20 protein-coding genes and 1 pseudogene are annotated in these 18,919 nt (G+C 62.0%); 9 read left to right on the top strand and 12 right to left on the bottom strand.

Translation table 11 applies throughout. From position 1 onward, the window contains the following. Positions 1–317 precede the first annotated feature (317 nt). Both VFB05_RS30315 and VFB05_RS30310 read left to right on the top strand, forming a co-directional pair. Entirely contained in the window at positions 318–593 is a 276-nt protein-coding gene (locus tag VFB05_RS30315) for a GNAT family N-acetyltransferase (RefSeq protein WP_325019519.1), read from the top strand. Between the two features lies 1 nt (position 594). After that, entirely contained in the window at positions 595–867 is a 273-nt protein-coding gene (locus VFB05_RS30310; RefSeq protein ID WP_325019517.1) for a GNAT family N-acetyltransferase, read from the top strand. A gap of 137 nt (positions 868–1,004) precedes the next feature. On the opposite strand, the gene VFB05_RS30305 is transcribed toward VFB05_RS30310, so the two are convergent. Both VFB05_RS30305 and VFB05_RS30300 read right to left on the bottom strand, forming a co-directional pair. Next, the gene (locus VFB05_RS30305; RefSeq protein WP_325019515.1) at positions 1,005–1,796 is read right to left on the bottom strand and encodes a fumarylacetoacetate hydrolase family protein; all 792 of its coding nucleotides are present in this window, start codon (positions 1,794–1,796) and stop codon (positions 1,005–1,007) included. Between the two features lie 142 nt (positions 1,797–1,938). Then, a complete protein-coding gene (locus VFB05_RS30300; RefSeq protein WP_325019512.1) occupies positions 1,939–2,343 on the bottom strand; it encodes a DUF3597 domain-containing protein in 405 nt (134 codons plus the stop codon). A 501-nt stretch (positions 2,344–2,844) separates the two neighbouring features. Between VFB05_RS30300 and VFB05_RS30295 the strand changes: the two genes are divergently transcribed. The 5 genes and pseudogenes from VFB05_RS30295 to VFB05_RS30275 all read left to right on the top strand — a co-directional run bounded on the left by VFB05_RS30295 (position 2,845) and on the right by VFB05_RS30275 (position 8,074). Then, positions 2,845–3,756 (top strand): DUF2189 domain-containing protein, encoded by a 912-nt coding sequence (locus tag VFB05_RS30295; RefSeq protein WP_325019509.1) that lies wholly within the window; start codon positions 2,845–2,847, stop codon positions 3,754–3,756. A 191-nt stretch (positions 3,757–3,947) separates the two neighbouring features. Beyond that, entirely contained in the window at positions 3,948–4,739 is a 792-nt protein-coding gene (locus VFB05_RS30290) for a lytic murein transglycosylase (protein WP_414643339.1), read from the top strand. A gap of 338 nt (positions 4,740–5,077) precedes the next feature. Beyond that, positions 5,078–5,230, top strand: a complete 153-nt coding sequence (locus VFB05_RS30285; protein WP_325019505.1) for a DUF1127 domain-containing protein — start codon at positions 5,078–5,080, stop codon at positions 5,228–5,230. A 111-nt stretch (positions 5,231–5,341) separates the two neighbouring features. After that, a pseudogene (gene trmFO / locus VFB05_RS30280) lies at positions 5,342–6,757 on the top strand (methylenetetrahydrofolate--tRNA-(uracil(54)-C(5))-methyltransferase (FADH(2)-oxidizing) TrmFO); the annotation flags it as partial. 186 nt (positions 6,758–6,943) lie between these two features. Then, positions 6,944–8,074 carry an AMP-binding enzyme gene (locus tag VFB05_RS30275; RefSeq protein WP_325019503.1) on the top strand — a complete coding sequence of 377 codons (1,131 nt, stop codon included), beginning with the start codon at positions 6,944–6,946 and terminating at the stop codon, positions 8,072–8,074. Here the strand turns inward: VFB05_RS30275 and VFB05_RS30270 are convergent. The 5 genes from VFB05_RS30270 to yajC are packed head-to-tail and all read right to left on the bottom strand — an operon-like array spanning position 8,036 to position 12,293. Continuing rightward, entirely contained in the window at positions 8,036–8,899 is an 864-nt protein-coding gene (locus VFB05_RS30270; protein ID WP_325019502.1) for a phytoene/squalene synthase family protein, read from the bottom strand. The two genes, VFB05_RS30275 and VFB05_RS30270, sit on opposite strands and share 39 nt — an antisense overlap. Then, positions 8,896–9,279, bottom strand: a complete 384-nt coding sequence (locus tag VFB05_RS30265) for an Mth938-like domain-containing protein (protein WP_325019499.1) — start codon at positions 9,277–9,279, stop codon at positions 8,896–8,898. Before VFB05_RS30265 ends, VFB05_RS30270 begins: the two co-directional genes overlap by 4 nt. Continuing rightward, positions 9,279–10,286 (bottom strand): protein translocase subunit SecF, encoded by a 1,008-nt coding sequence (secF, locus tag VFB05_RS30260; protein WP_325019497.1) that lies wholly within the window; start codon positions 10,284–10,286, stop codon positions 9,279–9,281. Before secF ends, VFB05_RS30265 begins: the two co-directional genes overlap by 1 nt. 13 nt (positions 10,287–10,299) lie before the next feature. Further along, on the bottom strand, positions 10,300–11,895 hold the full coding sequence (secD, locus tag VFB05_RS30255; RefSeq protein WP_325019495.1) for a protein translocase subunit SecD: 1,596 nt from the start codon (positions 11,893–11,895) through the stop codon (positions 10,300–10,302). A gap of 41 nt (positions 11,896–11,936) precedes the next feature. Continuing rightward, on the bottom strand, positions 11,937–12,293 hold the full coding sequence (gene yajC, locus VFB05_RS30250) for a preprotein translocase subunit YajC (RefSeq protein ID WP_325019493.1): 357 nt from the start codon (positions 12,291–12,293) through the stop codon (positions 11,937–11,939). Between the two features lie 196 nt (positions 12,294–12,489). Between yajC and VFB05_RS30245 the strand changes: the two genes are divergently transcribed. After that, positions 12,490–13,464, top strand: a complete 975-nt coding sequence (locus VFB05_RS30245) for an ATP-binding protein (protein WP_325019491.1) — start codon at positions 12,490–12,492, stop codon at positions 13,462–13,464. On the opposite strand, the gene VFB05_RS30240 is transcribed toward VFB05_RS30245, so the two are convergent. Beyond that, a complete protein-coding gene (locus tag VFB05_RS30240) occupies positions 13,451–14,764 on the bottom strand; it encodes a LysM peptidoglycan-binding domain-containing M23 family metallopeptidase (protein WP_325019489.1) in 1,314 nt (437 codons plus the stop codon). The genes VFB05_RS30245 and VFB05_RS30240 overlap by 14 nt on opposite strands. Before the next feature lie 108 nt (positions 14,765–14,872). Next, the gene (locus VFB05_RS30235) at positions 14,873–15,523 is read right to left on the bottom strand and encodes a protein-L-isoaspartate(D-aspartate) O-methyltransferase (RefSeq protein ID WP_325019487.1); all 651 of its coding nucleotides are present in this window, start codon (positions 15,521–15,523) and stop codon (positions 14,873–14,875) included. Positions 15,524–15,712: 189 nt separating this feature from the next. Here VFB05_RS30235 and VFB05_RS30230 point away from each other — a divergent pair, with 189 nt between their 5' ends. Further along, positions 15,713–16,102 (top strand): response regulator, encoded by a 390-nt coding sequence (locus tag VFB05_RS30230; RefSeq protein WP_325019485.1) that lies wholly within the window; start codon positions 15,713–15,715, stop codon positions 16,100–16,102. A gap of 3 nt (positions 16,103–16,105) precedes the next feature. Here the strand turns inward: VFB05_RS30230 and surE are convergent, their stop codons facing one another. From surE to serS, 3 genes are all read right to left on the bottom strand, one after another. Further along, positions 16,106–16,873 (bottom strand): 5'/3'-nucleotidase SurE, encoded by a 768-nt coding sequence (gene surE / locus VFB05_RS30225; protein ID WP_325019483.1) that lies wholly within the window; start codon positions 16,871–16,873, stop codon positions 16,106–16,108. 173 nt (positions 16,874–17,046) lie between these two features. After that, complete coding sequence (locus VFB05_RS30220) at positions 17,047–17,454, bottom strand: hypothetical protein (RefSeq protein WP_325019481.1); 408 nt, start codon at positions 17,452–17,454, stop codon at positions 17,047–17,049. Positions 17,455–17,559: 105 nt separating this feature from the next. Further along, positions 17,560–18,909: a serine--tRNA ligase gene (gene serS, locus VFB05_RS30215; RefSeq protein ID WP_325019479.1), complete on the bottom strand. Its 1,350-nt coding sequence runs from the start codon at positions 18,907–18,909 to the stop codon at positions 17,560–17,562. Positions 18,910–18,919 lie beyond the last annotated feature (10 nt).

Genomic DNA, 18,919 nt, shown 5'->3' with positions numbered 1-18,919 from the left:
ACCCCTGACATGTTGGCGTCGTGGCGCGTGCTCTACGACAGGGTTCAGACCGACATGCAAAAGGCGGCCGCGCAGGCCTAGTGAAGCGACTTTGACGTTCCTTTCAGTTTCGCAGCGACCGCGACCAAGGAACGTCAGAGTCAAAGCTTCACCAGAATCATATTTTTGCTAGTGTCCCTTTGGTTCTGACATTCGTAAAAGTGCCTGCCGCGATATGATACGAATGCCAGAACCGGGACACTAGGGCTTGAACCAGATTCAGGACATTTTGTTAATGGCAGGACGGACGAATTAAATGCTTGCAGCGGGAAAACTCCATGAGTGACGTCGTCAACAACAAGGCGCACCATCGCTACGAGCTCGTGATCGACGGTCATCTCGCCGCGACCTACTACAAGATCGACGACGGCGTCATCACCTTCATCCACACCGAAGTGCCGCCCGAACTTGGTGGACAGGGCGTCGGCTCTCGGCTGGTGAAAGGGGCGCTCGACCAGGTGCGCGCCGACGGCCTCAAGGTCATTGCCCAATGTCCCTTCGTCAAAGCCTGGATCGGCAAGCATCCCGAGTTTACCGATCTGCTGAAGAGTTGAGATGACTGACATCCGCGACAACAAGGCGCTGAGCCGTTTTGAACTTGATGTCGACGGCGGCGTGGCTTTCGCCAATTATCGCCTGACACCGGCGGCCGTGATCATCACCCATACGGAAACGCCGCGGGCGTTGCGCGGTCAGGGCATCGCGTCACGGCTGGTCGAAGGCGCGCTCGCGCTGATCCGCGCCGACGGCCGCAAGGTGATCGGCGCCTGCGCCTTTGTCGTCGACTACCTGCACAAGCATCCGGAATATCAGGATTTGGTCGGGTGATGATTTGGCTCGCCGTCGTCCCTGCGAAAGCAGGGACCCATAACCATGGAAGCCGATCGTAGCGAAGAATGGCAACCGGCTACGAAAACGGAAAAGCCGCGGTGTATGGGTCCCCGCGCGCGGGGACGACAAAGCTCTCACACGATCCGGATCGACATGTCCGGCAGGCCATCGAGCTTGGCGAGCAGCACGTCGCCCTTCACGACGGGGCCGACATTTTCCGGCGTGCCGGAATAGATGATGTCGCCGGCCTTCAGCTCGAAGGCTTCCGAGAGTTTCGCGATCTGCTCAGCGACGCTCCAGATCATCTTGTCGAGGTTGGACGACTGGCGAACGTTGCCGTTGACGGCAAGCGAGATCGCGCCCTTGGTGAAGTGCCCGGTCTTGCCGGCGGGATGGATCGGCCCGATCACCGCCGCATGGTCAAAGCTTTTGCCGATCTCCCACGGCTTCTTCTCCGCCGCCATGCCGTTCTGAAGATCGCGCCGCGTCATGTCGAGACCGAGCGCATAGCCGTAGACGTGATCGAGCGCTTTCTCCGCCGCAATATCGGTGCCGCCGGATTTCAGCGCGGCCACGAGTTCGACCTCGTGGTGATAGTTTTTCGTCAGCGACGGATAGGGATGATCCATCACGGTACCCGCCGCAACAAACTGGATCGCATCGGTCGGCTTCTGGAAGAAAAACGGCGGCTCGCGCGTCGGGTCGGAGCCGCGCTCAATCGCATGGGCTGCGTAATTGCGTCCGATGCAATAGATGCGGCGAACCGGAAAAACGTCTTTCTCGCCTGCGATCGGGACCGTCACCGCCGGCACGTCGAAGATCGGCCTGGAGCCCGATTGCGCCTCGGCCGGGCAGCTTGCGGCAGCGGTCCCCGCCAGCGCCAGCGCACCTGTCGCGAGAAGGGTCCTGCGATCGACGGTGTCCATGCGCCTAGCTCCCGGATTGTGTCATTCCCGATAACGCTGTCTACCGCCCGCCTGGAGGTCGGGCAAGCCAATGCCACTGCAACGACGGCATGAAAAAGGCCCGCGAAATCGCGGGCCTTTTGGCATCCTGTGAAAAGTCACGTCACCATTTGACGTCCGACGGCAGCTTTCCGCCGTTGGCGGCGAGCTTGGCCATCATCTGCTTGTGCAGCCAGATGTTCATCGAGGCGGAATCGTTGGTATCGCCGGTATAGCCGAGCTCGTGGGCAAGCTCTTTGCGTGCGGTGAGACTGGAATCAATGTTAAGAGCCTTCATCATATCGACGATGGAGGTCCGCCACTCCAGCTTTTCCTTTTGTGCCGCGACAGCCTTGTCCAGGATCGCCGCGACATCGACAGTCTGCGTAGGCGCAGCGGCCGACGTGGATGCGGATGCGCTCGATGATGCCGCGCCGCCTGAGGCCTGAGCGGCCGCGCCGCCGCTCGCAGGGGTCGCGCTTGCCGAGCTGCCGAAGATCGCGCTCATGATTTTTCCGAAAATACTCATCGCTCGCTCCTGGTGAATGCTGGATTTGATGACGACGTGAACTGGTTATTGCTAAATTCCGGCAGCACCCCGGCCGGATCAACGGAAGCTTAGTCTCGTCGGCCAACCTTGCCAATGCGGGACCGCCACGACGATTTGACTGAACACCGCGGCAATGACGGCGGAATGACAGGGGACAGCAAGCGGAACACCGACGAAAAACGCAGCGCTTCTGTTGCGCCGCAAAGCGAACAACAAGCCATCACGAAAGTCGGCGCAAGACCATTCAAATCAAGAGCATTCAAATTGAGGCGAATATGTGCGGCACGCTTCGCACCCGCGTCACTCAGCCGTGAGAGACAAAACGAGCAAATCGGAGTACCATCAACCATCAGTTCGCGACACGGCCAGTGGCTTCCCTGTCTTCGCGTCTGGCCTGATCGTGATCATATCTGCGCGGACGGTCCCGAACGTCCTCTTTCGACGTCAAGGCAGACCGCCGCGTCAAGGGAGAGTGCGACCATGGCCAACCCATACTCGGGCAATGCCCAACCGCTGGCCCAGCCAGCTCAAGATACCGCCGGTCCCGTCATCCGCCACATCGGCCTGTCCGATTTGCATGACGCATTGCGGCTGGGCTGGGAGGATTTCAAGGCTGTCCCGAGCCACGCCATCATTCTCTGCGTGATCTATCCGGTCCTCGGCCTTGCGCTCGCCCGCACAGTGCTCGGCTACTCGGTCTTGCCGCTGTTGTTTCCGCTAGCCGCGGGCTTTGCCCTGCTCGGTCCCTTCGCAGCGCTCGGCCTTTACGAACTCAGCCGTCGCCGCGAGCTCGGCGAGGAAGCTTCCGCCTGGGATGCGCTTGATGTGTTCTCCTCGCCCTCCTTCGGTGCGATGCTCGGCCTCGGTACGTTGCTGCTTGCACTGTTCGTCGTCTGGATTGCGGTCGCGCAGGCGATTTACGTCGCGACGTTCGGCTATGCGTCTGCAGCCGAAATCCCTGATTTCATCCGGCGCGTTTTAACCACGCCCCAGGGATGGTGGCTGATTGTCGTCGGCTGCGGTGTCGGTTTCCTGTTCGCGCTGGTGGCGCTCTGCATCAGCGTCGTCTCTTTCCCGCTGATGCTTGACCGCCATGCCACGACCGGCGAAGCGATGGTCACGTCGCTGCGCGTGGTCGCGGCCAATCCGGTTGCGATGGCCGCCTGGGGCCTGATCGTGGCCGCGCTTTTGGTCGCGGGATCGATCCCGCTCTTCCTCGGGCTTGCCATCGTCATCCCGCTGCTCGGTCACGCCACCTGGCATCTCTATCGCAAGGTGATCGCGCCGGATCCCAATCGCCGGCCCGACCCGCCGCGCCCGCCGCGCGAGAAACGCCCGGCCGCGGATTTTCCGGCCAACCTGTTTCCCTGGCGGCGCAAGGACGGCACATAAGGGCGCATCAATAAAATCGAGCGGCCGGACTGCCGGCAGCAATGAACCGGCAGCCCGGCATTGCTGCCCGGCAGTTCCGCGTGTTGCATCGCAGCCTTGTTTTGGCCGAGGTTGCGCCCGACATAACGCCCATCCTTTCTCCAGCGCGGAAGGCGATTCGCTTGCGACATTTGCGGTTTTTTGGTTGCGCCCTGACTGCGAGCTTTGCCTTGGCGATATCGGCAACAGTGTCGAACGCGGCAGTGCCGTGCGGCTCGGGCAGCTTTCAGGCCTGGCTTGATGATTTCAAGACCGAGGCGGCGTCAAAAGGGATTTCGCAGGCGACCATTACATCCAGCCTGAATGGCGTGACGCTCGATCAAAGCGTGCTCACGCGCGATCACTCCCAGAAGGTTTTCGATCAGAGCTTTGAACAATTTTCCGGCCGCATGGTGCCGCCCCGTCTCGCGCGCGGCGCCAACATGCTGAAGCAATACGGATCGGTGCTGTCGCGGATCGAGGAAACCTACGGCGTGCCCGGCGAAGTGCTGGTCGCGATCTGGGGGCTTGAGACCGATTTCGGCGTCAATATCGGAAAGTTTCCGACCCTGAGGTCGTTGGCGACGCTGGCGTACGATTGCCGGCGCTCCGAGATGTTTCGCGGCGAACTGCTGGACGCGCTTCGCATCATCGATCGTGGCGACCTGACGCCGGCGGAAATGCGCGGCGCCTGGGCTGGCGAAATCGGTCAAACCCAGTTCATGCCGTCGAACTACATCAAATATGCGGTCGACTTCGACGCCAACGGCCGCCGCGACCTCTTGAAGAGCCCCGCCGACGTTCTGGCCTCCACGGCCAACTTCTTGCAGAACCATGGCTGGCAGAAGGGCAAGGACTGGCAGCCGGGAAGCCCTAACTTCCCCGCGATCCAAGAGTGGAACAAGAGCGACGTTTACGCGCGGACAGTGGCCTATTTCGCCACGCAGCTTACCCACGCGCCGTAGCGATCGGGTTCTAATAAACTGATTTATTATTCATTTCTATGCATGCTGATGACTCATACATAGGCCCGCCTAGTTATCAGCGCCAAAGCGCTTGAGCCACGCCATATTTTCAGTTTTTCAAGGTGAGGATGCCAAAACCCCACAGTTTGCTCGAAAGCGGTCTGCGACCTCCACAAAGGCAATCGACGAATGGTTAATCAATCCTTGCCAAGCCATGCGTAAAAAGCTTAGCTGCAACGCAGCAATTATGCTTCTGCACTGCGATATAGGAACCTATATTCGACCTTGATGATTCAGCCCTCTCCCAAAGGGTGAATCAAGAATTCAAGGAGACTACCATGCTGCTCTCGCTCATCCGAATGATCCAAGCGTTCCGCGATTATCAGCGCAACGTTGCCGAACTGTCCCAGCTCACCGATCGGGAACTGGCCGACATCGGGCTCGACCGCTCGGACATTCCGCGCGTTGCGGCCGGCACTTACACCGCCTGAGTTTCGATTAGCTGACTGCAAACGGATAACGCCCGCCGCCGGCGGGCGTTGTCGTGTGTAGACCATCCCGCGCATTCCACTCGCAAACGAAACGCGCTACCTCTGTGCCTCATGACAGGCACTCTTTCATTGGAACCCATTCACATCATCGGCGGCGGTCTCGCAGGCTCGGAAGCGGCCTGGCAAGCCGCCAATGCTGGCGTTCGCGTCATCCTTCACGAGATGCGCCCGCAGCGGATGACCGAGGCTCATCGCACGGAAGGTTTCGCCGAACTCGTCTGCTCGAATTCGTTTCGCTCCGACGATGCCGCCAACAACGCAGTGGGTTTGCTTCACGCCGAAATGCGCCGGCTCGGCTCGCTGATCATGCGCACGGCTGACGCCAATCAAGTCCCGGCGGGCGGCGCGCTTGCGGTCGATCGCGACGGTTTTTCAGCAGCCGTCTCCAAAGCGCTCGAGGATCACCCGCTGATCGAACTCAGGCGCGGCGAAATCGAAGGGCTGCCGCCGGCAGACTGGGACCAAGTGATCGTCGCGACCGGTCCCCTCACCTCGGCGCCGCTGGCCGAAGCGATCCGCGAGCTGACCGACGAGAACGCGCTGGCGTTTTTCGATGCGATCGCGCCGATCGTGCACCGCGACAGCATCGACATGTCGAAAGCGTGGTTTCAGTCGCGCTACGACAAGGTCGGCCCCGGCGGCACGGGCGCCGACTACATCAATTGCCCGATGACGAAGGAACAGTACGACGACTTCGTCGCAGCGCTTGTCGGGGGCGAGAAAACCGATTTCAAGGAATGGGAAACCAGCACGCCGTATTTCGACGGCTGCCTGCCGATCGAGGTGATGGCCGAGCGCGGCGCCGAGACGCTTCGCCACGGCCCGATGAAGCCGGTCGGGCTCACAAACCCGCACAATCCAACCGTCAAAGCCTATGCGATCGTGCAGCTGCGCCAGGACAACAAACTCGGCACGCTCTACAACATCGTCGGTTTTCAAACCAAACTGAAGTACGGCGCGCAGCAGCGCATCTTCAGGATGATCCCGGGGCTTGAGAACGCCGAATTTGCGCGGCTCGGCGGTCTGCATCGCAACACGTTCCTGAATTCGCCAAAGCTGTTGGACGGCCAGTTGCGCCTGAAGGCTGCGCCGCGATTGCGCTTTGCTGGCCAAATGACCGGCTGCGAAGGTTATGTGGAGTCGGCCAGCATCGGCTTGATCGCGGGCCTCTATGCTGCGGCCGACGCCCGCAGCCGTGCGCTGCCCTCGCCGCCTCCAACAACCGCGCTGGGATCGTTGCTTGGGCATATCACCGGCGGTCATCTGGAGACGATCGACGACGGTCCACGCTCGTTCCAACCGATGAACATCAATTTCGGACTGTTCCCGCCGCTCGCCAATCCGACCACGCGAAAGGCTGATGGCACGCGTCTGCGCGGCAACGAAAAGGCGATTGCCAAGCGTCAGGCCCTCAGTGCGCGGGCGCTAACCGATATCGATCGATGGATCGCCGACCACTTGCGGCTAGAGCTCCGATTCCGAAGTTCGCAAACCCTTGCGGTAACCTCTGATGCGAACTTCGGGATCGACGGAGCTCTAGCAAATGTCAGTCTTTAGTGCGGCCTTGGAATTTGATGTTCCTAAGACGAACTTGCGGCGAAACTGATAGGAACATCAAATTGGCCGCACTACCCGCAGCCGCGTGAGTATTTCATGAGCCTGCCAAGCGACGACGCCGACATCTTGTCGGCGCAATGGACCGAAGGTGTCCTGCTCAAGCGCGACGTTTTTTCGTCGGTCGAGCGCGGCCGTTTTCGCACGGCGAACGGCGAGGTCGACGCTATCCTGCGCCGGACCGATCAAGTGCCCTGGTGGTCGTACCTGCTCGCGCGACATCTGTTCCGGCGTGAGCGGCACGCCCTTGCCGTGGCGCGCGGCCTTAACGTCGGGCCGGAACTATTGTGGGGCGGCCGGCAAGCGTTGGTGCGCGGTTTCATCGACGGCGTCGCGCTCCATCTGGTCAAGCCGGCCGGCGACGTCGCTTATTTTCGTTCGGCCAAACAGGCGCTACGGCGGCTGCATCGCGCCGGCGTCTGCCACAACGACCTCGCCAAGGAGCAAAACTGGCTGGTCGGACGCGACGGCCGCGCCTATTTGACGGATTTCCAGTTGGCGGCCTGCTTTCGAAAGCGCAACCGGCTGTTTCGCATCCTGGCCTACGAAGACCTTCGGCATCTGCTGAAGCACAAGCGCAGCTACGCGCGCGACGCATTGACGCCGAAAGAGCGCCAGATCCTAGCGCGCAAATCGATGGTCGCGAGCGTTTGGCTCGCAACCGGCAAGAAAGTCTATCAGGCGATCACGCGAGGCCTGTTCAATTTCACCGACCGCGAAGGCGGCGGGCGGCGGCTGGTCAACGACGCGCCGGTGCTGGTGCAGGAGATCCGGAAAAACCCCGCCGTCCGCGATGCTGCCATCGTTGCCTTTCCGGATCGCCGCGTTGGCGTCGGCCTTTATGCCTTTGTCGAATCCGATCAGACTGCGCTCGAGACCGAGTTGAAGGGTACGCTCGCTGCGGCCGGCGGTCCCAAGCCACCGGAGCATATCCAGATCGTCAAAGCCTTGCCGCGCGATGCGACCGGCAGGCCGCGCATTGAGCTTCTGCAGCTGGTCGCCACCAACCAGCTCGATCTGATCGAGACCATGGCGACAAGCGAGCCCGACCGCGCCTTCTTGAAGAATATTTTCGATACCCGGAAGAACTTCCAGGATCGCTTCAATTTCGATTCGACAGATTTGAACCGATCAGCCGACGAAAGCGCGCGAGCGCGACGCGCGCCATAACGTCCACAGCGTCCTCAAGCGCGACGGTTGTCGGACCACGAATGGATCATTATCGGCACGCATCAGCACAGCAAGGTCGTGCTTGACCTGCGCAAGCGGAAGAAAGACCGGTCGAATGTCCGGCGCGACTGACGCAAGCAGTGTGTGGGCAGTGTCGAAATGCTTGAGCGCTTCGCCCAGCACATCGTCCAGCGCTTTGCGCAGATCAGGCGTTTGCTTGCCGCCAAAGACGTCTTCCGGATTGCAACCGTGCCTGGCCAGTACCTGTTGCGGCACGAACAGCCGGCGTTGCGAGGCGTCAAGCGGCAGCGTGGTCATCACCTGGACGATCCCCTGCGCCAATCCCGCGTGGCGCGCCAGATGCTCGGCCTCAGCGGAAGGAGGTCCCATCACCATTGCCGCAAGCGAGAACAGCGCCGATGAGGTGTCGTTGAGATAGCCTTCCAGTGCGGCCATGGTCGGCATGGGGTCGTTATAGAGGTCGAACTGGTGCTCCTCGATCAGCCGCGAGAGGCGCTCAACCGGCAATCGATGGCTGCGGATCGCCCACAGCAGTTCGGCTGCTATTGGATTGCCCTCAACGCCGCCATGGTCCTGGCCAGCAAGCATGTCGCGCCACCACTGCAGCCTGACCTCGCCTGGCAAAGGCTGGCTCACCTGGGTGTGGACCCGGCAAATCTCGACATTGAAGGCATAGAGCGCCAGCAGCGCGCGCCGCTCCGGCGCCTGCACGAACAACGAGGAGACGTAGCGGGTGAAATCCTGCGCACGCACGAGCTCGGCGCAATGGCCAGCCGCGCTGCTGTCGTCCGCGGCCGCGTTCATGGCACCGCAATCAGCGCTGCGGCAACTCGCCGCCGCTCACCGATCATGATGTTGTAGGTGCGGATCGCGGGTCCAGTCTGCATCGCGTCGAGGCCGATATGGACGGCGCGCAAAGCTTCGCGCAGCCGATTCGGCGCTATCCAGACGTCGGTGCCGGTGCCGACGATCAACGTGTCGATCAAGTTTGCGGCTGCAAAAGCCCGTGCCAATGAATGCTCGTCGATATCGGCCGCCCGCGTTACCGGCCAGGCCCAGATGGCATCGGGCAAGCAGAGCAGCGAACCCCGATGCGACATATCGGCGAAGGCAAAGCCGCCCTTCCCGTATGCGTCAATCGGCGCTGACCTCGGAAGATGTGGAGCTTCCGAACGATCCACCATCACCCCTTCTTCGCGGGCGTATCCGGCGCATCGGCGCGGGTTGTGCCGACGCCGAGATAGATCAGGATCGGTGCGGCAATGAAGATCGACGTATAGGTGCCGACCAGCACGACACCGAACATCATGACGGCCGTAAAGCTGTGGATCGCATTGCCGCCGAACAGAAGCAGAGCCAGCAGCGCGAGGGTCACCGTGACGTGGGTGATGATGGAGCGCGACAGCGTCGAATTGATGGACTCGTTGAGCAGCTCCGGCATCGGCATTTTCTTGTAGCGGCGGAGCATTTCCCGGATTCGGTCATAGATGACGACCGTATCGTTCAAGGAGTAACCGAGAATTGTCAGAAGCGCGGCAATACTGGTGAGGTCGAAGTCGACCTGGGAGATCGACATGAAGCCGATCGTCAGCACGATATCGTGCACGTTGGCGATCATGGCGCCAAGCGCAAACTGCCATTCGAACCGGAACCAGAGGTAGATCAGGATGCCGACGATCGCCAACATCAGGCCGACCATGCCATAGGCCAGAAGCTCACCCGACACGCGCGGCCCGACCACCTCGACGCGCCGGTATTCGACGGTATCACCCAGCGCCCCGCGCACCTTCTGCACGGCTTCCTGTTGCGCCTGGTCGCCACCTGGCTGCTCGGCAACCCGGATCAAGACCTCCTCGGGGCCGCCAAACTGCTGCAACTGGACGTCACCAAGACCAAGGCCGTTCAGTCCCGTGCGCATGGCACCAATATCGGCCGTCCCTGATTTGGCCCGCACCTCCATGAGCGTCCCGCCCTTGAAGTCGATGCCGAAATTCAAGCCGTGTGTGAAGAACAGCGTGATCGCGACAATCGAGAGCACCGCGGAGATCGGAAAGCTGATGCGACGAAAGCGCGTGAAATCGAAATGCGTATTGTCAGGAACGATACGCAGCGGCGGCAGAATCCCGAAAATGCTGACCACCGTCAGCACAACGATCAGAATGCCAAGCCCGAGAAGGACGTAATGAGTCACGGCCGCGTTTCCTTCAGATCGGCACGCTTTGCGGCCGCTTCCAGCGAACCCACCAGGCAACGATCAGCCGGGTGAGCGTGAACGCGGTGAAAACAGTGGTGAGAATGCCGATGCCAAGCGTCACGGCGAAACCGCGAACCGGCCCCGTGCCGATATAAAACAGGACCGCGGCGGCGATGAAGGTGGTGATATTGGAGTCGAGGATCGTCGCGAGCGCCCGCTTGAACCCGGCATCGATCGCCGAGATCGCGTTACGGCCGCCGCGAATTTCCTCGCGGATACGCTCGTAGATCAGAACGTTGGAGTCGACCGCAATGCCGACCGTCAGCACGATGCCGGCAATGCCTGGCAGCGTCAGCGTGGCATTGAGAAGCGACAGCACGCCGAAGATCATCGCTACGTTGATGGAGACGGCGATGTTGGCGAACAAGCCGAACAGGCGGTAGGTCAGAAGCATGAAGACCACGACCATGATCGAACCGACATAGGCGGCAAGTTCACCCTTTTCGATCGAGTCCTGGCCGAGACCCGGACCAACCGTGCGTTCCTCGATGACGGTCAGAGGCGCCGGCAGCGCGCCAGCGCGCAGCAGGATCGCCAGGTCATTGGCAGACTGAACCGTAAAGCTGCCGGAGATCTGGCCTTGTCCGCCGATGATGGGCTCGCGGATCACGGGCGCGGAGATCACCTGGTTATCCAGCACGATCGCAAAACGCTGCCCGACATTCTCGGTCGTAGCTTGCGCGAATTTGCGCGCGCCGGCCGAGTTGAATTTGAAATTCACAACGGGCTCGCCGGTCCGTTGATCGAACCCGGTCTGTGCGTCGCTCAAATCTCCGCCTGAGACCAGCACTTGCTTCTTAATGACGAGTTTCGGCCCGTTGACTTCGGACAAGAGTTCGTCGTCCGGCGGTATCGTTCCCTGCGCGGCAGCGTCAGGCGACACCGACTCGTCGACCATGCGAAATTCCATCTTGGCGGTCCTGCCAAGGAGTTCCTTCAACCGGGTCGGATCCTGCAGGCCCGGAACCTGCACGAGAATGCGGTCGTTGCCCTGGCGCTGGATCACCGGCTCGACGGTGCCGAGCTGGTTGACACGGCGCTCCACGATCTGGATCGATTGTTCAATGGTCTGCCGGATGCGTTCGGTGATGGCGGCCTGAGGAACAGTCAGACGAATCAAGCCGTTGCCGGCATCGCTCACTTCGAGGCTGCGCTGGCCATTGGAACCGAGCAGGCCACCGAGCGGCTGTGACAGCTCGCGCAGTTTCGAGAGCGCGGTCTGCACCTCATTCTCGCGCGAGATGCGCACTTCGACCGCATCGTTGCGCGCGTTGAGACCCGTGTAACCGATCTTGGCCTCGCGCAGCACGCGGCGAACATCGTCGCGCACCGCGTCGAGCTTCTCTTTCTTGATGTAGTTGGAGTCGACTTCAAGCAGCAGGTAGGAGCCGCCTTGCAGGTCAAGACCAAGCACCAGGCGGCGCTGCGCCCAAGCCGGCCAGGTCTTTACCCGCGCTTCGGGAAAGAAATTCGGCACGGCGCACAGGCACACCACGAGCGCGGTCAGGATGATCGCCAGCGCTTTCCACCGTGTGAAATACAGCATTGAATTGACTCGTCAGATCCGAAAGAAAGCGTCGCCCGATATCAGCTCGCGGCGGCCTCGTCCTTGCCGACTTCCTTGGCCGGCTCTCCCTTGGCGCGGACGCCGGAGATCATCTGGCGCATCTGGCGGACGCGGACGCCGTCAGAAATCTCGAACTCGATCTGATCGTCGTCGACAACCTTGGTCACCTTGCCGACCAGTCCGCCCGACGTCACCACGGTGTCACCGCGGCGTATGTTCTTCACGAGCTCCGCGTGATCTTTGACCTTCTTCTGCTGCGGCCGAAGAATCAGGAAATACATGATCACGAAGATCAGGGCGAACGGCAGCAGCGACATCAACATGCTGTTGGCATCGCCGCCGGCTGCGGCCTGGGCATACGCAGGGGTAATCAGCATTCGTTCAATCCTCGTGGCGGGTTGGCCGCACGGCGCGCGTCCCACGCGCCCGGCCGATCCGGGGGGCAAATTTGCGCGGACTATAGCGGCCAGCGGCCCAATTGCAACGCCGCCAACCCCCTGACAGACCCTTCATTTGGGCCGCTTGCGAGCCCCCGCAAGGCCCGTTAAGGCTTCGCCCTCAGAAAGGCCCGAGATGTCGAAAAAGACCGCGAAGAAAGCCTCGCTCCCCGCCCGGAAGGCCAAGCGGCCGGTCGCTGCAAGACCGGCCCCCAAGCGGGCCGGCCCGTCCTCCGGCCGCGACGATATGGCAGAACGAATTGCGCTGGCGCTCGAGACCATCGCGACCCATCTGGCCGCTGCGGCACCGGCTTCGGCTGACGGCAATGGCCTGCATCAGGCCGACGCTTACATCTGGCATCCCGACGGAAGGCTTGCGCCCGTTCCCCACGTCAGCCGGGTCGATATCGGCCTGCTCAAGGGGATCGACCGGATGCGCGACATCCTGATCGAGAATACCGAACGTTTCGCCAACGGCTTTCCTGCCAACAACGCGCTGCTGTGGGGCGCGCGCGGCATGGGAAAATCCTCGCTGGTGAAGGCCACGCACGCCAACATCAACAGGGAACGCAAGCCGGACGACCGACTCAAGCTGATCGAGATTCATCGCGAGGATATCGAGAGCTTGCCGGCCCTGATGGAGCTTCTGCGCAAGGCGCCGTTCAATGTCATCGTGTTCTGCGACGACCTTTCCTTCGACGGCAACGACGCCTCCTACAAGTCGCTGAAGGCGGTGCTCGAGGGCGGCATCGAGGGGCGCCCCGAGAATGTCATCCTCTATGCGACTTCCAACCGCCGCCACCTTCTGGCGCGTGAGATGATCGAGAACGAACGCTCAACCGCGATCAATCCCGGAGAAGCGGTCGAAGAGAAAGTTTCGCTTTCGGATCGTTTCGGCCTTTGGCTCGGCTTCCACCGCTGCAGCCAGGACGAGTACCTCGCGATGGTGAAAGGCTATTGCAGCCATTTCGGCATCAAGCTTCCCGAGGAAGAGCTCGAGCGTGAGGCCCTGGAATGGTCGACCACCCGAGGCTCCCGCTCCGGCCGCGTGGCCTGGCAGTTCACGCAGGAACTGGCAGGCCGGCTCGGCGTGCGGATCAGGCTCCGTTGAGGAATTGCAGGGGATCGACCGGCGTCGAACCCTTGCGGATCTCGAAGTGAAGCTGGGGTGAGGCGACCTCGCCCGACTGGCCTGACTTGGCGATGACCTGGCCGCGCTTGATGGTGTCGCCGCGCTTCACGAGCAGCTCGCTGGCATGGGCATAGGCTGTCACGTAGCCGTTGGAGTGACGGATCAGGACCAAGTTGCCGTAGCCCTTGAGCTCGTTGCCGGAGTACGCGACGACGCCGTCCTCGGCCGCCTTCACCGGCGTGCCTTCCGGAACAGCCAGGTTGATGCCGTCATTCGACTTGCCGTTGGTCTTGGCGCCATAGCTCGTGATCACCTTGCCCCGAACCGGCCAGCGGAAGGTCGGTAACGCACCGGTTGCCTCGGCAGCCTTGACCGGGGTCTCGGCCGCAGGAGCGTCCGCGACGTCAGTCGTCTGCGCCAGCCTCGCCTTTTGCTGGGGGTCGGTCGTGACGGCCGCCAGTTTGGTTGCGGGCGCGGTCGAGACCGGCGCGGTCTGAGCCACCGCCGGCGCCGTCATCGGGCTTGCTGCCGCAGATGATCTCACGGGCACGTTGAGCTTCATGCCAATCCGCAGTGGGGTGCTCGGCTGGAGGCCGTTGGCCCGGGCGAGTTCGGCTGCCGAAATATGGTTGCGGCGCGCAATGCCCATCAGCGTATCGCCGTGATTGACGACATGGACGGACGTCGCGGCGGCGACCGCAACCGGCCTGCTGGCGATAGCTGGCGTTGTGGGCGCGGCCGCGACCGCGCTCGGGCGCGGAATGATCAACTGCTGTCCCGGCGACAGCACGCGGGGTCCCTTGTAGCCGTTGGCCTGAAGGATCGCAGCGGGCGTCACGTTGTAGCGGCGGGCCAGAATTTCCAGCGTATCGCTGGTGCCGACAATGATGGTTGTGGCATGCGCCGGATGGACCGCGGCAACCGAACGCGGAACGCTGCCAGTCGCCTCGATCGGACGGGCGGGCGGCGCATAGGACGCTACTCCACGCCCGCCACCGGACACGCCGGAGCCGGTCGAGGGATAGGACTGTGGCGCAGTAATCGGCGGCGGAAGAGACTGCGACTGAACCTGCGACTGCGGCCGAGCATATTGCGGAAGCTCACGGCGCTCGACCGGGGCCTGTGGCACCGACGCCGTGGATTCATTGGAAGCAAAGGGATTTTCCGAAAGCCGGGTCTGCGTGCTCGAGCTGCATCCAGCAACAACAACCGACATCAGCGCCAGCACCGCGACGTGCGGCGCGCGGCGCGAGCAAAGCAACTCGACGGCTCGGGACATGGTTACTCACTCGTACGCAACAAAATACTGATTTGAGTAAACACGTGCCGAGTAAATAACCGCTTAAGCTGTGCAATAAGGCGTTGGCGGCAAAGCTGATCCCGGAATTTACAGCTCCCGCGCGATGCCGGGTAACGCCGGCACAAAGCGTACGTCGACCAGCGACTTGCGCTCGAATCCTGTTTCGGTCCTGAGCAAGCGGATGAGGGTCTGGACGCCGTGCCGCGGGCCGACCGGCGCGATCAGGATGCCCTCCGGTTCGAGCCGCCGGGCAAGCGCGTCGGGAATTTCCTCCATCGCCGCGGTCACGATGATCCGGTCAAAATTGCCGGCCGCTTCCGGGACGTCGAAGCCGTCCCCCAGCATCACCTCGACATTGTCATAGCCAAGCCGGGCAAGCCTCGCCCGGGCTTGGTCAGCCAACGTGCGATAGCGCTCGATCGTCAGTACATGGCCGCACAGCCGCGACAGAACGGCCGCCTGGTAGCCCGAGCCGGTGCCGATCTCGAGCACCCGATGGAATTTCTGCAAGTTCAGCCGCTCGGTCATGTAGGCCACCACGAAGGGCTGGCTGATGGTCTGCCCGCAATCGATGCCTAGCGCCATGTCGCGATAGGCATCGGTGCGATCGGCCGGCGCGACGAACGCTTCACGCGGCACGTCTTCCATGGTGCGCAGCACCGCCTGGTCGCTGATGCCGCGCCGCCGCAGGTTCAGCTGAAACATCATCTTCGGTGGCGGGTTTTGCGGCTCGGGCATTTGAGTTCGTCTGCTGGCTTGTGGGCAAGCGAGTATGTGATGGCGTAACCACCCCGATTCCAGCGAAACATATCACTTCTGGCCTGTGTTCCCGTGACCTCCGCCGGTCTTTTTGGTCAATCAGGTCAAGATTGCGCCCGATGGCGATTTTTGCGATCCTTTGCGCTGCGGATTTCAAGGATTCCATGGATGGGTGCGGCGCGGACGTCTGGCAAATCGGTATTCCTCGTTGAGGACGAGGTCATGATCAGAATGATGGTGACCGACATGCTGGAAGAGCTCGGCTACAGCGTTGCCGCCGAGGCCGGCGAGATCGGCGAAGCCATGAAGCTCGCACAATCGGCTGAATTCGATCTCGCGATCCTCGACGTCAACGTCAACGGCAAGGTGATTTCGCCGGTCGCGGACCTCATCGCGGCGCGCAAACGCCCTTTCATCTTCGCAACCGGCTATGGGTCGTCGGGCCTTCCGGCCGAATATCGCGATCGGCCGGCGCTGCAAAAGCCTTTCCAGATCGAAACGCTGGCTCGCACCATCGAGCAGGCGCTCAAGCGCAATGCGTCCTCACGGGCGACTTGACTTCTACCTCAGAGTCGATGCGAGGGCGGCGGAAAAGGCCTCGTCCGTCCGGTCAAGCCGCAGCGGCGTCACCGAAACGTAGCTCGCAGCCAGCGCCCAGAGGTCCGTCCCCTCGGCCGGCACGTCAACCTTGGACAATCGCTCGAAGCCGATCCAGAAATACGGATTGCCGCGGCCGTCGCGCCGCTGGTCGACTTTCAGGAAGCCGAGATTGCGCTTGCCCTGCCGCGTCACATAAACGCCCGCCACCTGGTCGGGCGTGCAGGCTGGAAAATTGACGTTGATCACTGTGTCTTTCGGCACACCGGCGTCGATCACCTTGCGCAGGATCGACGGGCCGAACTGCAACGCCGTGTCCCACAGCGGCTTGTCACGCGTCTCGACCGTGAACTCCTGCGACAGCGCGAATGACGGCAAGCCGAGAATTGTTCCTTCGAGCGCGCCGGCAATGGTGCCGGAATAGACGACGTCCTCCGCAACGTTGCGCCCCTTATTGACGCCGGAGAGCACGAGATCGGGCATCTTGTCGCCGAGGATATGGCGCGCGCCCATGATGACGCAGTCGGTCGGCGTACCCCGGATCGCGAAATGACGCGGACCAATCTCGCGCAAGCGAAGCGGGTCGTTGAGCGACAAGGAATGTGACACGCCGGATTGATCGAGTTCGGGCGCGACCACCCAGACGTCGTCTGACAGTTTCCGCGCGATCTCTTCGACGACCTTCAGGCCGGGCGCGTGGATGCCATCGTCATTGGTGCACAAAATTCGCATCGATCGCGCGGTCCTCTTTCGGTCGGTTCAACGGCCCAGCTGGTATCGCAGTTCAAGTCTGCTCGATTCTTGCCGCGAACCTGTGACGAGCCGTCTTATCCGGCTCTCCGTCTCGAGGCAAACCCGTTGTTTTGGTTGTAAAATTTCCTCGACCGCGTACCACGGGACACGACCTATGGCCCGTCCGGGCCTCCGTTGCCGCGGGTGCGGACGCGCCACATCGGCCGCAACCTGGCGGGCACGCCTTCGACCCGCATGTCGAATTTGGGTGCAGCGAGCCGCGACGGCTCAGGTTCGGGCGCAGCCGCCATGTGCGTTGCGGGCGAGTCCACCGGCGCGGGCGGCGGCGGTGTCTTTCGCGGCGGCTCGGGATAATGCTTGCGGGCCGCGGCGACTGCCTTGTCGAAATCTTCGCGGTTGACCCAGTCGAGATTGCGGACGGCATCCTGAACGCCGTCCTCCCACAATAGCGACGCCTGGATATCGAACTGGCTCCTCTGCTTCTGATTGCAGGCCTGGATGCCAAGGCCCGTGACCGCCCATTGCTTGCCCACCCAGTAAATGTCGCGGTGCAGGGCCATGGAATTGGTTGCTTCCGAAAAATGCACTTGAACAATCGGAAACAAGGATACTCCCGCGCCCGCGCTTCGCAACCGCAACGAGGCGACCGGTCAAAACAAATCGGGCTACTCGGCCGCGACGACCTTGGCACCGCCCATATAGGACTGGAGCACGTCCGGCACGGCGATCGAGCCATCGGCCTGCTGGTAGGTCTCCATAATTGCGATCAGGGCGCGGCCGACTGCCGTGCCCGACCCATTCAAGGTGTGCACGAAGCGCGGCTTGCCGTCGCTGCCGCGATAACGCGCATCCATCCGCCGCGCCTGGAACTCGCCGCAGACCGAGCAGGAGGAAATTTCGCGGAATGCGCCGCCCTCGCCCTGTCCGGGCATCCAGACCTCGATGTCGTAGGTCTTTTGCGCCGAGAAGCCCATGTCGCCGGCACACAGCGTCATCACGCGGTAATGCAGGTCGAGCTTTTGCAATACGGCCTCTGCACAGGACAGCATGCGCTCATGCTCATCGCGGCTCGCCTCAGGTGTCGTGACCGAGACGAGCTCAACCTTGGTGAACTGGTGCTGGCGGATCATGCCGCGCGTATCGCGCCCCGCTGCGCCCGCCTCCGCACGAAAGCATGGCGTCAACGCGGTCACGCGCATCGGCAGCTCTTTCTCATCGACGATGGACTCGCGGACGAGATTGGTGAGGGAGACTTCGGCGGTCGGGATGAGGCCCAGTCGCCCACCTCTCAAATTCTCCTGGCCGCCTGTCGCATCGCTCGCCACAGTCGCGAGCAGTTCGCCTTTGATGGCCCAGAACTGGTCGTCTTCGAATTTTGGCAATTGGCCTGTGCCGAACATCACCTCATTGCGCACCAGGAGCGGCGGGTTGATTTCGACATAACCGTGCTCGCCCGTGTGCATATCGAGCATGAACTGCCCGATCGCGCGCTCCAGCCGCGCGAGGCCTTTTTTCAACACGACGAAACGAGCGCCCGACAATTTCGCCGCGGCTTCAAAGTCCATGAAGCCGAGCGCTTGGCCGAGATCGTCATGTGGCTTCGGCGCAAAGGCGTAGTTGCGCGCCGCGCCAAAGACGTGATGCTGCACGTTGCCATGCTCATCGACGCCGTCTGGCACCTCGTCGAGCGGCAAGTTCGGGATCGCGGCCAGTGTCGTCTCAAGCTCGGCATCGGCTGCCTTGGTTGCGGCTTCGAGCTCCGGCATCGTCGTCTTGAGCTCGGCAACCTCGGCCATCAGGCTGGCGGCACGCGCCTCATCCTTCGCCTTCTTGGCTTCGCCAATTTCTTTGGAGGCCGCATTGCGCCGGGCCTGCGCCTGTTCCGACTTAAGGATCGCGGCGCGGCGCTTCTCGTCGATCGAAAGCAAGGAAGCCGAGAGCGGCGCAAGGCCGCGCCGCTTCAAGCCGGCGTCAAAGGCGCTGGCATTCTCGCGGATCCACTTGATGTCGTGCATGGCGGGACTT

The sequence above is a fragment of the Bradyrhizobium sp. genome, from assembly GCF_035652035.1.
Classification (GTDB): domain Bacteria; phylum Pseudomonadota; class Alphaproteobacteria; order Rhizobiales; family Xanthobacteraceae; genus Bradyrhizobium.
Note: the sequence above shows the minus strand (reverse complement) of the source record. Positions and strands in the feature narration are given on the sequence as shown.